13 protein-coding genes are annotated in these 13,705 nt (G+C 68.2%); 6 read left to right on the top strand and 7 right to left on the bottom strand.

Annotation, left to right across the window (positions count from 1 at the left end):
• Window positions 1-147 precede the first annotated feature (147 nt).
• The 6 genes from AC3WLE_RS06095 to AC3WLE_RS06070 form a co-directional block, all read right to left on the bottom strand.
• On the bottom strand, window positions 148-375 hold the full coding sequence (locus AC3WLE_RS06095) for a sulfurtransferase TusA family protein (RefSeq protein ID WP_010813669.1): 228 nt from the start codon (window positions 373-375) through the stop codon (window positions 148-150).
• A gap of 50 nt (window positions 376-425) precedes the next feature.
• Window positions 426-1,010: an NUDIX domain-containing protein gene (locus AC3WLE_RS06090; protein WP_010813670.1), complete on the bottom strand. Its 585-nt coding sequence runs from the start codon at window positions 1,008-1,010 to the stop codon at window positions 426-428.
• A gap of 45 nt (window positions 1,011-1,055) precedes the next feature.
• Window positions 1,056-2,087, bottom strand: coding sequence for a threonine aldolase family protein (locus tag AC3WLE_RS06085; protein ID WP_058696664.1), 1,032 nt, complete (start codon window positions 2,085-2,087; stop codon window positions 1,056-1,058).
• 28 nt (window positions 2,088-2,115) lie between these two features.
• Window positions 2,116-2,304, bottom strand: a complete 189-nt coding sequence (locus AC3WLE_RS06080) for a 4-oxalocrotonate tautomerase (protein ID WP_010813672.1) — start codon at window positions 2,302-2,304, stop codon at window positions 2,116-2,118.
• Window positions 2,305-2,356: 52 nt separating this feature from the next.
• Window positions 2,357-3,133, bottom strand: a complete 777-nt coding sequence (locus AC3WLE_RS06075) for a class II aldolase/adducin family protein (protein ID WP_492318739.1) — start codon at window positions 3,131-3,133, stop codon at window positions 2,357-2,359.
• 143 nt (window positions 3,134-3,276) lie between these two features.
• The gene (locus tag AC3WLE_RS06070) at window positions 3,277-4,530 is read right to left on the bottom strand and encodes a YbfB/YjiJ family MFS transporter (protein WP_492356988.1); all 1,254 of its coding nucleotides are present in this window, start codon (window positions 4,528-4,530) and stop codon (window positions 3,277-3,279) included.
• A 128-nt stretch (window positions 4,531-4,658) separates the two neighbouring features.
• Here AC3WLE_RS06070 and AC3WLE_RS06065 point away from each other — a divergent pair, with 128 nt between their 5' ends.
• From AC3WLE_RS06065 to AC3WLE_RS06055, 3 genes are all read left to right on the top strand, one after another.
• Window positions 4,659-5,552, top strand: a complete 894-nt coding sequence (locus AC3WLE_RS06065) for a LysR family transcriptional regulator (RefSeq protein WP_492351543.1) — start codon at window positions 4,659-4,661, stop codon at window positions 5,550-5,552.
• 102 nt (window positions 5,553-5,654) lie between these two features.
• Window positions 5,655-7,154, top strand: coding sequence for an NfeD family protein (locus AC3WLE_RS06060; RefSeq protein WP_492356987.1), 1,500 nt, complete (start codon window positions 5,655-5,657; stop codon window positions 7,152-7,154).
• A gap of 2 nt (window positions 7,155-7,156) precedes the next feature.
• Complete coding sequence (locus AC3WLE_RS06055) at window positions 7,157-7,924, top strand: slipin family protein (protein WP_492356986.1); 768 nt, start codon at window positions 7,157-7,159, stop codon at window positions 7,922-7,924.
• A gap of 62 nt (window positions 7,925-7,986) precedes the next feature.
• Here AC3WLE_RS06055 and alaS read toward each other — a convergent pair whose 3' ends face one another.
• Window positions 7,987-10,611: an alanine--tRNA ligase gene (gene alaS, locus AC3WLE_RS06050; protein ID WP_492356985.1), complete on the bottom strand. Its 2,625-nt coding sequence runs from the start codon at window positions 10,609-10,611 to the stop codon at window positions 7,987-7,989.
• A 301-nt stretch (window positions 10,612-10,912) separates the two neighbouring features.
• On the opposite strand from alaS, the gene AC3WLE_RS06045 reads away from it, so the two are divergent.
• From AC3WLE_RS06045 to AC3WLE_RS06035, 3 genes are all read left to right on the top strand, one after another.
• The gene (locus AC3WLE_RS06045; RefSeq protein ID WP_492318744.1) at window positions 10,913-12,133 is read left to right on the top strand and encodes a CaiB/BaiF CoA transferase family protein; all 1,221 of its coding nucleotides are present in this window, start codon (window positions 10,913-10,915) and stop codon (window positions 12,131-12,133) included.
• 93 nt (window positions 12,134-12,226) lie between these two features.
• Complete coding sequence (locus AC3WLE_RS06040) at window positions 12,227-12,682, top strand: DUF2214 family protein (protein ID WP_011615824.1); 456 nt, start codon at window positions 12,227-12,229, stop codon at window positions 12,680-12,682.
• A gap of 27 nt (window positions 12,683-12,709) precedes the next feature.
• The gene (locus AC3WLE_RS06035; RefSeq protein ID WP_010813681.1) at window positions 12,710-13,705 is read left to right on the top strand and encodes a Bug family tripartite tricarboxylate transporter substrate binding protein; all 996 of its coding nucleotides are present in this window, start codon (window positions 12,710-12,712) and stop codon (window positions 13,703-13,705) included.

Here is a 13,705-nt window from a genome sequence, read left to right as displayed (position 1 = left end):
GGAATAATGCACAACTTGCGATTTGCGCCAATCTCGCATTGCCGCGCGCCTGGAAAATCGTGGCGATATTCATCGATGCAGAATCCCCAAAGAAAAAAGCCGCGTAATCAGAATTACGCGGCTTTTTTCTTTGGGAGCGGGAGCGCTTCAGCGGCGGCGCATGTAGAACACAAACACCTTGTCCACTTCCGAGTGCGACAGCAGCTCATTGCCGGTCTGCTTGGCAAAGGCCTGGAAATCGCGCGTGGCGCCGGGATCGGTGGCCAGCACCTTGAGCACATCGCCGCTGGCCATGTCGGCCAGGGCCTTCTTGGTGCGCAGGATCGGCAGCGGGCAGTTCAGGCCGCGCGCATCCACTTCTTTCTGGAACTCCATTCGTCTCTTCCTTCGATTCTGGGGGCTGGGCGGCTGGCCGGAGGCCAGCCTCACCAACGGTATTGTAGCGAACCCCCGACCAGGCTGAAGTCGTGCGGGCGGCGCGGGTCCGGAATGTCGGCGCCGGTCTGGCGGTCGAAGAAGCGCACCGGATAGCCGCGCGCGGCCAGCCAGTCGGCCACCGCGAAGCCGGTGCCGGCCGACCAGACACGCACATCCTCCGGCGCCACCAGCTTGTAGTCGGCCAGCTCCTCGGACAGCGCCACGGTGCCGGTCGCCTTGACGTGGTAGGCGATGATCAGCTCGTTCTTGCGCATGAACTCGTAGACGCCGATCAGCGACACCGACTCGGTATCGAGGTTGGTCTCTTCCTTCAGTTCGCGCGCCACGCCCAGCTCGGGCGGCTCGTCGCGCTCCAGGAAGCCCGTCACCAGCGCGAACATGGTCTCCGGCCAGGCGGCATTGCGCGCCAGCAGCAGCTTGTCCTGGTACTCCACCACCGCCGCCAGCACCGGCAGCGGGTTGTTCCAGTGCACGAAGCCGCATTCCTGCTGCACGCAGGCGTGGCGTTCGCGCCCGGACAGCGGCAGCACCTCAAGCGGCGCGCCGCACTGCGGGCAGAATCGGTATTGCATTTGGGGGCTCCTGAAGGGTCTCGTCGTTATAGGTATGGGTGCCGGTCAGGCGCCGCAAGCCGCCCGCATGTCGGCGGCCAGCGCCTCGACCGTCTGCGGCTGCAGGTCCCATGAACACATGAAACGGCAGCCGCCGGCGCCGATAAAGGTATAGAAGCGCCAGCCCCTGGCGCGCAGCGCCTCGATCGCGGGCAGCGGCAGCTCGGCGAACACGGCGTTGGACTGCGTCGGGAACATGATGCGAACGCCCGGAATATCGCTGATGCGCTGCTGCAGCAGTTGCGCCATCGCATTGGCATGGCGCGCGTTGGCGAGCCATACGTCGTTCTCGAGCAAACCCAGCCACGGCGCGGAGATAAAGCGCATCTTCGACGCCAGCTGCCCGGCCTGCTTGACGCGGTAGGCAAAGTCCTCGGCCAGGCGGCGGTCGAAGAACACCACCGCCTCGCCCACCGGCAGGCCGTTCTTGGTGCCGCCGAAGCACAGCACGTCGACGCCGGCGCGCCAGGTGATCTCGGACGGATGCACGCCCAGCGACGCCACCGCGTTGGCAAAGCGCGCGCCGTCCATGTGCACGCGCAGCTGGCGGCGCTTGGCGATGGCAGCGATCGCGCGCACCTCTTCCACGCTGTAGACGGTGCCGACTTCGGTCGACTGCGTCAGCGACACCACCTTGGGCTTGGGGTAATGGATATCGGAGCGGCGCGTCACCAGCGCCTCGACCGCGTCGGGCGTGAGCTTGCCGTCGGCGCCGGGCGCGGTCAGCAGCTTGGAGCCGTTGGAGAAGAACTCCGGGCCGCCGCATTCGTCGGTCTCGATATGCGCCAGCTCGTGGCAGATCACCGAGTGGTACGACTGGCACAGCGCCGACAGCGCCAGCGAGTTGGCCGCCGTGCCGTTGAACACGAAGAACACTTCGCAGTCGGTCTGGAACAGGTCGCGGATACGGTCGCAGACCTTCTGCGTCCAGGTATCGTCGCCGTAGGCCTGCTCATGGCCGCTGGCGTTGGCTTCCAGGAAATACTTGAGCGATTCCGGGCAGAAGCCGGCGTAGTTGTCAGAGGCGAAGTGCTGCATGGTGGTCAGTGTGGGGCTGAATGGAGCCTTACTTCTTGTCGGCCCACAGCTCGCCGCCGGTGGCCCAGTTCTCGCGCTTGATGTCGGTGATGATGATGTCGACGGCCGAGGCCGAGCAGCCCAGGGTCTCGCAGCTGACGCGGGTCACTTCTTCGACAAACTTGCGCTTCTGCTCGATGGTACGGCCTTCAAACATTTCGACGTGGAAAGTCGGCATGCAATGCTCCTTTGATGTATGTGGTTGAGTCGCGGCGGGAAATCGATCCCGCTCAGTCCCGGTATGAAGGATCGATTCTATCCAGTTTGCGCAGCAGCGCGGGCCACTCCATCACGCCTTCGACGGCGCCATTGTCGTAGAGCTGCTCCGAGGTCTTGTCCGCCACGGCCGCGCCGGGCTGCACCAGCGCACCGCCCGCCTGCGCGGCAATCTGGATCTCGCAGGCCTTGATCAGCGTCGCCATCAGCACATAGGCCTCGGCCACGGTGCGGCCCACCGTCAGCGTGCCGTGGTTGCGCAACAGCATGGCCGGATGCGCACCCAGCGATGCGGTCAGCCGCGCGCCCTCGGCCGGGGTGAAGGCCAGGCCTTCGTAGTCGTGGTAGGCCATGCGGCCGTGGAAGCGCATCGCATGCTGCGACAGCGGCAGCAGCCCCTCGGCCTGCGCCGATACGGCAATGCCGGCGGTGTTATGCAGGTGCATCACGCACATCGCGTCGGCGCGCGCCGCATGCACCGCGGCGTGCAGCGCAAAGCCGGTCACATTGACCGGATGCACGGTCGCGCCGACGACCTCGCCGCGGCCGTTGATCTTGACCAGGTCGCTGGCGCGGATCTCGTCGAAGGCAAAGCCGAAGGGGTTGATCAGGAAGTGATCGGGCTCGCCCGGCACCGTGGCGGAGATATGGGTGTAGATCAGGTCGTCCCAGCCCTCGCGCGCGGCCAGGCGGTAGGCGGCGGCCAGGTCGACGCGCACGCGCTGTTCTTCGGCGGAAACGGGCTGGATGGGGGCACCCGCGGCGCGCGCGGGCTGCAAGGCAAAAGACATGGGGTCGCTCCTGCGCCGCCCGGTCTCGCGTGCCGGGTACAGCCCCGGCCTTCTGTGCCGCGCCACGGGCTGCACAGAAGGCGCGGCAGCCGCTCGCGTGGCGCGCCAGGCGGCAAAGGCAATACTTTAGCGCACCTTGCCGATCAGCTCCGGGCAGCCGCGAGCGGCCAGGCGCGGCACATCCAGGCGAACACCAGCGCGCCGAGCAGCAGCGCCGCCGCCGCGCACGCAAGCGAGCCGGCAAAGCCGCCGGTGCGCGCGACCAGCGCGGTCGCCAGCGGCGGCCCGGCGATCTGGCCCAGGCCGTAGGATGCCGTCATCAGGCCCATCAGCCGCGCCGCTTGCGGTCCCCACAGACGCCGCGCCTCGCGCATCGCAAACGCTACCAGCGCGGTGAACGGCAGCCCCGCCAGCAGGCTGCTGAGGGCAAAGCCGGCCACGGTCGGGAACACCACCGCGATCGCCACGCCCAGCGCCTGCATGCCGTACAGCAGCGTCAGCAGCTTGCGGTTGTCGTGCGCCATGCCGACCCGCGTGACCAGGAACGCGCCCACCGTCACGCCCGCGCCGAAGATCGGCCAGAACAGGTCGGCCCAGACCGTGCCGGGCAGCGCCTCGCGCGCAATCACCGGCAGGAAGGTCGCGGTGATGATGTAGCCGAAGCCGGCCAGGCCGTAGGCAAAGGTCAGCGCCCAGGTCTGGGCATCGAGCCGCGCGGCGCCGGTGTCGGCTGCCGCCGGGGATGCTGTCGCCGTCATCGGCACGGCAGGCTGCGCGACGAAGATCCGCCAGACCGCCGCCACCAGCGCCACCGCCAGCGCCGTGAACGCGAGCCAGCCATAGTCCGCATGCCAGCCCGCGCCGACCATGCCGGATGCACCCAGCCCGGTGACCACGATGCCCAGCCCCGGCCCGCAGAAGATCAGCCCGGCGAGTTCCGGCTTGCCCAGTTCCGCCAGCCGCTGCAGGCACCAGCCCGCGGTGTAGACCATCACCACCGCGCTGGCCACGCCCGCGGCGGCGCGCCACAGCGACCATGCCGGCATGCCGCCCGGCAGGGCCATGCCCAGCGTCAGCAGCACGGTTGCGGTCAGGCCCCAGCGCACCATGCGCACCGCGTCGGGCCGGATGAACATGCACACTGCGGCGCCGGCGAAGTAGCCGATGTAGTTGACCGTGGCCAGCCAGCCGCCCTGATCCAGCGTGACGGTGCCGTCATGCAGCATCATCGGCAGCAGCGGCGTAAAGGCAAAGCGGCCGATGCCCATCACCACCGCCAGCGACACCAGGCCGGCCATGGCCACCGCCACCGCGCCGGTTTCGCGCCGTGCCGACGCCCGGGTGGCCACGCGCGCAGCGGCGGGGTGTTCAGGGTCGAGGCTGTGGGGGTTCGGCATGGCTGGGGCTGGCGGAGCAGCGGTTGCATTGCGATGCCTGTATGCTACGCTGGCTTCAGCATCCCCAAAAATGAATTATCAAGATGCCATGCATCTTGATAAGAGATGGATAGCCTCAGGAGTTCCGCATGGACCTTGCCGCCCTCGAGATCTTCCGCGCCGTCGTCGAAGCCGGCGGCATCACCCGTGCGGCCGAGCGGCTGCACCGGGTGCAGTCCAATGTCACCACGCGCATCCGCCAGCTGGAGCAGTCGCTCGGGGTCGACCTGTTCGTGCGCGACGGCCGGCGCATGGTGCTGACACCATCCGGTCAGACCCTGTTCGACTATGCCTGCCGCATCCTCAGCATGACCGAAGAGGCACGCCAGGCGGTGCTGCCGGCGCGGCCGCACGGCCGGCTGCGCATTGCCTCGATGGAGAGCACCGCCGCCAGCCGCCTGCCCAATGTGCTGGCCGCGTACCACCAGGCCTGGCCCTCTGTGCAGCTGGAGCTGGTGACGCTGGCCACGCGCCAGGCGCTGGATGCGCTGGCGCGCTTCGAAGTCGAATGCGCCTTTGTCGCCGAGCCGCTGACCGACCCGGCACTGAGCGCCGTCCCGGTGTTCGAGGAAGAGCTGGTGGTGATCACGCGCGCGCGCCATCGCCCGGTGCGCACCGCGGCCGACCTGGAGGTGCCGACGCTGCTGGCATTCGAGCCCGGCTGCAACTACCGCGCCCGGCTCGAGAACTGGTATGTGATCGGCGATGCGCCGACGCCGCGCGTGCTGCAACTGAGCTCGTACCATGCCATCGTCGCCTGCGTCGCGGCCGGCATCGGTGCGGCGATCGTGCCGCGCTCGGTGCTGGGGCTGTACCGCGACCTGCCCGCCATCCGCCAGCACAGCCTGGGCGCGGCCGGCCGCGTGCGCACGCTGCTGGCCTGGCATCCGTCCATGGCCAGCGCGGCCTTGCATGCGCTGATCGACACCCTCACCGCCCACTCACCCGGCCCCTCGGCCAGGCCTGACCTGGCGGCGGCCTGAGCGCCCGGCGCGCGGGCCCGAGGCAGCCCGCGTGCAAGATGTGCCCGGTGGCCTACACTTGAAGTGGCGCCATCACGGCACCTTGCGTGCCCCGCCCCTCTCATGAAACCTGCCACCGCGCTGCTGCGGGCCCTTCGGCCGATGTCCGGCCGGCTGCTGGCCGGCCTGGCGCTGGCGTGCGGCGCCGTTGCCCTCGCCGGCCCAGCTGCCCGTGCGGCGCCGCCCTCCGGCGCCTCGGCGCCCGCCGCCACCGTCACGACCACGGCAACCGCGCCGGTCTACGTGATTCCGCTCAAGGGTGCGGTCAGCCCCGCCAGCGCCAGCTTTATCCTGCGCAGCATGGAACGCGCGCGCGAGGGCGGCGCCCAGCTGGTGGTGCTGGAAATGGACACCCCGGGCGGGCTGGACGCGTCGATGCGCGAGATCATCCAGGCCATCCTGGCCTCGCCGATACCGGTGGCCAGCTACGTCTATCCTGGCGGCGCGCGCGCGGCCAGTGCCGGCACCTACATCCTCTACGCCAGCCATATCGCGGCGATGGCGCCGGGCACCAACCTGGGCGCGGCCACCCCGGTGCAGGTCGGCATCGGCGGGCCGCAGAAGCCAGAGGCCCTGCCCGGCGCCAAGCCCGCCTCCGCCCCCGCCAGCGAGCCAGCGCGGGCCGACGCGATGGAACGCAAGCAAATGCACGATGCCTCGGCCTATATCCGCGGCCTGGCCCAACTGCGCGGACGCAATGCCGAGTGGGCCGAACGCGCGGTGCGCGAGTCGGTCAGCCTGTCGGCCGACGAGGCGCTGGCCCAGCGCGTGGTCGACCTGGTCGCCCCCGACCTGCCCGCGCTGTTGCGCCAGGTTGAAGGCCGCACGATCACCGCTGCCGGCGGCAAGGCCGGCGTGCTGCACACCGCCAATGCGCCGGTGGTGACGCTGGAACCCGACTGGCGCAACCGCTTCCTGGCCGTGATCACCGAGCCCAGCGTGGCGCTGCTGCTGCTGATGATCGGCATCTACGGCCTGATCTTCGAATTCTCCACGCCGGGCATGGTGGTGCCCGGCATTGCCGGCGCGATCTGCCTGCTGGTGGCGCTGTTCGCGCTGCACATGCTGCCCGTGAACTACGCCGGGCTGGCGCTGGTGGCGCTGGGCATCGGCTGCATGGTGGCGGAGCTGTTCCTGCCGACCTTCGGCGCGCTGGGCGTGGGCGGCATCATCGCCTTCGCCTTTGGCGCGGTGATGCTGATCGACACCGACGTGCCGGGCTTCGGCGTGCCGCTGCCGATGGTGGCGGCGATGTCGGCGCTGTCAGCGATTTTCGTGTTCGGCATGTCGGCGATGCTGGTGCGCTCGCGCAAGCGCCCGGTGGTCAGCGGTGCCGACACCCTGGTCGGCGCCCGCGGCGAAATGCTGGACGACCTGCGCGAGGAAGGCTGGGCCACGGTGCGCGGCGAGACCTGGCGCGTGCACAGCGCCAGCTCCTTGCCGCGCGGCACGCCGGTGGTCGTCACCGCGCGCAAGGGCCTGGTGCTTGAGGTGATCGCCGCCGGCAACGCCCCGCTTGTCCCGACCACTCCACCCCAACCGACGCCAGACAAGGGAGCCTGACCATGGCCTACGGATTCAGCTTCGGCGGTTTGATCTTCCTGCTGGCACTGCTGGTGATCACCTCGTTCCGCGTGCTGCGCGAATACGAACGCGGCGTGGTGTTCATGCTCGGACGCTTCTGGCGGGTCAAGGGCCCGGGCCTGGTGCTGCTGATCCCCGCCGTGCAGCAGATGGTCAGGGTAGACCTGCGCACGGTGGTGATGGACGTGCCGCCGCAGGACGTGATTTCGCGCGACAACGTCTCGGTGAAGGTCAATGCGGTGGTGTACTTCCGCGTGGTCGATCCGGAACGCGCCATCATCCAGGTGGCGAACTTCCTGGAAGCCACCAGCCAGCTGGCGCAGACCACGCTGCGCTCGGTGCTGGGCAAGCACGAGCTGGACGAGATGCTGGCCGAGCGCGAGAAGCTCAACCTCGACATCCAGCAGGCGCTGGACGCCCAGACCGACGGCTGGGGCATCAAGGTGTCGAACGTCGAGATCAAGCATGTCGACCTGAACGAAACCATGATCCGCGCGATTGCGCGGCAGGCCGAGGCCGAACGCGAGCGGCGCGCCAAGGTGATCCATGCCGAGGGCGAACTGCAGGCTTCGGTGAAGCTGCTGGAAGCGGCCCAGATGCTGGCGCGCGAGCCGCAGGCCATGCAACTGCGCTACCTGCAGACGCTGACACAGATTGCAGGGGACAAGAGTTCCACCATCGTCTTCCCGCTGCCGATCGACATTCTCAACCGGCTCGCCGGCAAGCCGCCCGGCGACGAGCGCCCATAGAAAATGGCGCGGAAGCGCCATTAGCAGTTGCCGGGCCTGAGGGGGTTGCCCCCCTCAGCCGCTCACACCTTGCCCGCCACCCACTCGCTGACACCAGCCAGCGCCTGCGGCAGCTTGGCCGGCTCGGTGCCGCCAGCCTGGGCCATGTCGGGACGGCCACCACCCTTGCCGCCCACCTGCTGCGCGACAAAGTTGACCAGCTCGCCGGCCTTGACCTTGCCCGTGGCATCGGCGGTGACACCGGCGATCAGGCTGACCTTGCCGTCGGACACCGCACCCAGCACGATGGCCGCGCTCTTCAGCTTGTCCTTGAGCTTGTCCATGGTCTCGCGCAGGGTCTTGACGTCGGCGCCGTCCAGTTGCGCGGCCAGCACCTTCAGGCCCTTGATGTCGACCGCCTGCGCGGCCAGCTCGTCGCCCTGCGAGGCGGCCAGCTTGCTCTTCAGGCGTTCCAGCTCCTTCTCCAGCGCGCGCACCTGGTCCTGCACCTGGCCGATGCGCGGCACCAGCTCCGACGGCTGGGCCTTCAGCACGGCAGCGGCTTCGTTCAGCCTGGCGTCCAGGCCCTGGAGGTAGTGCAGCGCGTTGTCGCCGGTAATGGCTTCCACGCGGCGGATGCCGGCGGCAACGCCGCCTTCCACCACGATCTTGAACAGGCCGATGTCGCCGGTGCGGTGCACGTGGGTGCCGCCGCACAGTTCCTTCGAGGTACCGATCGACAGCACGCGCACGTCGTCGGCGTACTTCTCGCCGAACAGTGCCATCGCGCCGCTCTTGACGGCGTCGTCGAACGGCATGATTTCGGCATGCGTGTCGTCGTTGCGCAGGATCTCGGCGTTGACGATCTCTTCCACGCGGCGGATCTGCTCGTCGGTCAGCGCCGCGTTGTGCGAGAAGTCGAAGCGGGTCTTGTCCGCATCCACCAGCGAGCCCTTCTGCTGCACGTGGCTGCCCAGCACTTCACGCAGGGCCTTGTGCATCAGGTGGGTGGCCGAGTGGTTGCGCACGGTGCGCGCACGGCGCTGCGCGTCGACCTGGGCCGACACGGCATCGCCCACCTTCAGCGCGCCGCCTTCCAGCGTGCCCTGGTGGCCGAACACGTCGGCCTGGATCTTGGTGGTGTCAGCCACGGCGAAGACGGCATTGCCTGCCTTCAGCACGCCCTGGTCGCCGGCCTGGCCGCCGGATTCGGCGTAGAACGGGGTGTTGTCGAGCACCACCACGCCAGTCTGGCCCGGCTGCATGGTGTCGACCGCGGCACCGTCCACGTACAAGGCGGTAACCTTGGCCTGCGGCAGTTCCAGCTTGTCGTAGCCGTGGAACACGGTCTTGTCGCCGGTGTACTCCAGGCCGGCGGCCATCTTGAACTTGCCCGCGGCGCGGGCCTGCTCGCGCTGGCGGTTCATGGCCGCGTCGAAGGCGGCCTCGTCCACGCCGATTTCCTGCTCGCGGCACACGTCCTGCGTCAGGTCCAGCGGGAAGCCGAAAGTGTCGTGCAGCTTGAACGCCAGTTCGCCGTCCAGCGTCTTGCCGCCCTTGAGCTTCAGGTCGGCCAGCGCGGCGTCAAGGATCGACATGCCGTTCTCGATGGTCTCGAAGAAGCGCTCTTCCTCGGCCTTCAGCACTTCGGTCACGCGCGACTGGGCTTCGGCCAGTTCGGGATAAGCCTGGCCCATCTGCTCGACCAGATCGGCCACCATCTTGTGGAAGAACGGGGTCTTCTGGCCCAGCTTGTAGCCGTGGCGGATGGCGCGGCGGATGATCCGGCGCAGCACGTAGCCGCGGCCTTCGTTGCCGGGGATCACGCCGTCGACGATCAGAAACGAGCACGCGCGGATATGGTCGGCGATGACCTTCAGCGAGTTCTGGTTCAGGTTGTCGATATGGGTTTCACGCGCGGCGGCCTTGATCAGCGCCTGGAACAGGTCGATCTCATAGTTGCTGTGCACGTGCTGCAGCACCGCGGCAATGCGCTCCAGGCCCATGCCGGTGTCCACGCACGGCTTGGGCAGCGGCGTCATATTGCCCTGCTCGTCGCGGTTGAACTGCATGAACACCAGGTTCCACACCTCGATGTAGCGGTCGCCGTCTTCCTCGGGCGATCCCGGGGGGCCGCCCCAAACGTCCGGGCCGTGGTCGTAGAAGATCTCCGAGCACGGGCCGCACGGGCCGGTGTCGGCCATCTGCCAGAAGTTGTCCGACGCATAGCGCGCGCCCTTGTTGTCGCCGATGCGCACGATGCGCTCGGCCGGCACGCCCACTTCCTTGGCCCAGATGTCGTAGGCCTCGTCATCTTCCGCGTAGACCGTCACCCACAGCTTCTCGGCCGGCAGCTGGTAGGTCTTGGTCAGCAGTTCCCACGCGTACAGGATGGCATCGCGCTTGAAGTAGTCGCCAAACGAGAAGTTGCCCAGCATCTCGAAGAACGTATGGTGGCGCGCGGTGTAGCCCACGTTCTCGAGGTCATTGTGCTTGCCGCCGGCGCGCACCGAGCGCTGCGCCGAGGTGGCGCGGGTGTACGGGCGCTTGTCGGTGCCCAGGAACACGTCCTTGAACTGCACCATGCCGGAGTTGGTGAACAGCAGCGTCGGGTCGTTCGCCGGCACCAGGCTGGACGAGCGGACCACGGTATGGCCCTTCGATTCGAAGAACTGCAGGAACTTGCTGCGAATGTCTGAGACTTTCATGGGATGGCGGACGCTTACCCTGGCGTGGCCGGGCGCGACGAATCAGTATTGGATTTGCAAACCGTTGATTATACGGGCAAGGCAGCTTGCCGGGCACGTCAGGCATGGCGCCGGGGAGCCGGCCGGCTATCGCCCAAATCCCATCGCCACAAGCGCCTTATAAGGCACTCGAAGCCACACCGGCGATTTGCCGGTGGTACATTGCAGGCAACCCGTGCCGGCCCCTGTTTCCAGGGGCGCGCCCGCCCCCCCTCGCCGTTGCGACCGATCCCCCGCCTTACCCACTGCATTGACTACCGCCATGGGAGCTTTAAGCCATCTCCGCGTCCTCGACCTGACCCGCGTCCTTGCCGGGCCATGGTGCGCCCAGAACCTTGCCGATTTCGGCGCCGACGTGATCAAGATCGAGCGCCCCGGCGCCGGCGACGATACCCGCACCTGGGGCCCGCCCTGGCTCAAGGACGAGGACGGCCGCGACACCGCCGAGGCCGCCTACTACCTGGCCGCCAACCGCAACAAGCGCTCGGTGACGTGCGACATCAGCACGCCGCAAGGCCAGCAGATCGTGCGCGAGCTGGCGGCGCAGAGCGACGTGGTGCTGGAGAACTACAAGGTCGGCCAGCTCAGGAAGTACGGCCTGGACTATGAGTCGCTCAGGCAGGTCAAGCCCGACCTGATCTACTGCTCGGTCACCGGCTTCGGCCAGACCGGCCCGTACGCCGCGCGCCCGGGCTATGACTTCATCATCCAGGGCATGGGCGGCTTCATGAGCCTGACCGGCGAGCGCGACGACCTGCCCGGCGGCGGCCCGCAGAAGGCCGGCGTGGCCATTTCCGACCTGATGACCGGCCAGTACGCCACCATCGCCGTGCTGGCGGCGCTGGCGCACCGCGACCGCACCGGCGAGGGCCAGTACATCGACATGGCACTGCTGGACGTGCAGGTGGCGATGCTGGCCAACATGAACACCAACTACCTGGCCAGCGGCCAGGCGCCGCGCCGCTGGGGCAATGCGCACCCCAATATCGTCCCCTACCAGACCTTCCAGGCCGCCGATGGCTGGATCATCGTGGCGGTGGGCAACGACGGGCAGTTCCGCAAGTTCGTCACCGACGGCGGCAAGCCCGAGTTGGCCGACGACCCGCGCTTTGCCACCAACCCGCAGCGCGTGGCCAACCGCGACGTGCTGGTGCCGATCCTGGCCGAGATGGTGCGCCCGCGCACCCGCGCCCAGTGGATCCGCGACCTGGAGGCCGCCGGCGTGCCGTGCGGCCCGATCAACACCCTCGACGACGTGTTCGAGGACGACCAGGTCAAGGCGCGCGGCCTGCGCGTGGACCTGCCCCACCCCAGCGCCGGCGAGGTCAAGCTGGTGGGCAGCCCGATCAAGATGAGCGCCACGCCGCCGCAGGCGCTGCGCCACCCGCCGCTGCTGGGCGAGCACACCGACACGGTGCTGGCTGACACGCTGGGCTACAGCCCTGAGCAGATCGAAGCACTGCGTGCAAAGGGTGTGCTGTAAGATTCTCCTCCTGCCGGCGGGCGGCCCTGGTGCCCCCGCCGGTGCCTTCCCGAAGCAATTCAGTCCCACTGAAGCAAAGGCAAAGGAGAATCCATGCTGACCGACGCCATACTGTCCTTCCTGCATTTCCTTGCGATCTTCGTCCTGATCACCCTGATGGCCGCCGAGGCCGTGGTGCTGCGCCCGGAAATCACGCCGGCCGCGGTGCGGCGCCTGTCGCTGTACGACCTGTTCTATTTCCTGTCGGCGATGGTGGTGCTGGGCACCGGCCTGCTGCGCCTGTTCTACGGTGCCAAGGGCGCCGACTTCTACCTGCACAACCCGTGGTTCCATGCCAAGGTGGGCGTGTTCGTGCTGATCGCGCTGTGCTCGCTGCCGCCGACCTTCGCCATTGCGCGCTGGCGCAAGCAGGCGCGCCGGCTGCCGGATTACGTGCCGCCGCCGTCCGAGTTGAAAGCCGCCCGCCGCTGGGTGATGATCGAAGCCCACCTGGTGATCCTGCTGCCGCTGTGCGCGGTCATGATGGCGCGGGGCATCGGCGCCAGATAAGAATCCCAATCCCCTGAAGTCCGAGACATGCTGAAGAAACTGCTTGCCGCCGCGCTGACCGCGGCCCTGCTGCCCGCCGCCGCCGTGGCGGCCACCAATGCCTACCCGACCAAGCCGGTCCGCTTCGTGGTGCCCTACCCCGCCGGCGGCCCGCTCGACACCGTCGCGCGCGCCATCGGCGAGAAGCTGCGCGACAGCCTGGGCCAGCCGGTGGTGGTCGAGAACAAGCCCGGCGCCGGCGGCAACCTGGGCGCGGACTACGTCGCCAAGCAGCCGGCCGACGGCTACACCATCGTCATGGGCGCGGTGGCCACGCACGCCATCAACCCGACGCTGTTCAGCAAGATGCCGTACGACCCGGTGAAAGACTTCGCGCCGATCACGCTGGTGGCCGACGTCCCCAACGTGCTGGTGATGCACCCGGGCAAGGCCGCCGACCTGCACATCAACAACGTGCGCGACCTGGTCGCGTACGCGCGCAAGAATCCGGGCAAGCTGGACTACGCCTCGGGCGGCAACGGCAGCGCCGGCCACCTGTCGGGCGAGCTGTTCAAGAGCATGGCGAAGGTCAGCATGGTCCATATCCCCTACAACGGCGCCGCACCGGCGCAGCTGTCGGTGCTGTCGGGCCAGACCGACCTGATCTTCGACAACCTGGCTTCGGCCTCGGCCAATATCAAGGCGGGCAAGCTGAAGGCCTTTGCGGTCACCACCGCCAGCCGCGCCGCGGCCTTCCCGGAACTGCCGACCATTGCGGAAGCCGGCAAGGGGCTGGGCCTGGAAGGCTTCGACATCTCGACGTGGTTCGGCGTGTTCGCGCCGGCCAACACCCCGCGCGAGATCGTCGAGCGGCTTAACCATGAGATCGTGGCAATCCTGAAGACCGACGAGATGAAGGCACGCCTGGCCCGCATCGGCGCACAGCCGGCACCGACCACGCCCGAGCAGTTCGCGGCGCTGATCCAGCGCGAGCTGAAGAAATACGCGCAGATCGTGAAGGTATCCGGGGCGAAGGTGGATTGA

This window comes from Cupriavidus sp. FW306-1B-F12B (assembly GCF_058781795.1).
Note: the sequence above shows the minus strand (reverse complement) of the source record. Positions and strands in the feature narration are given on the sequence as shown.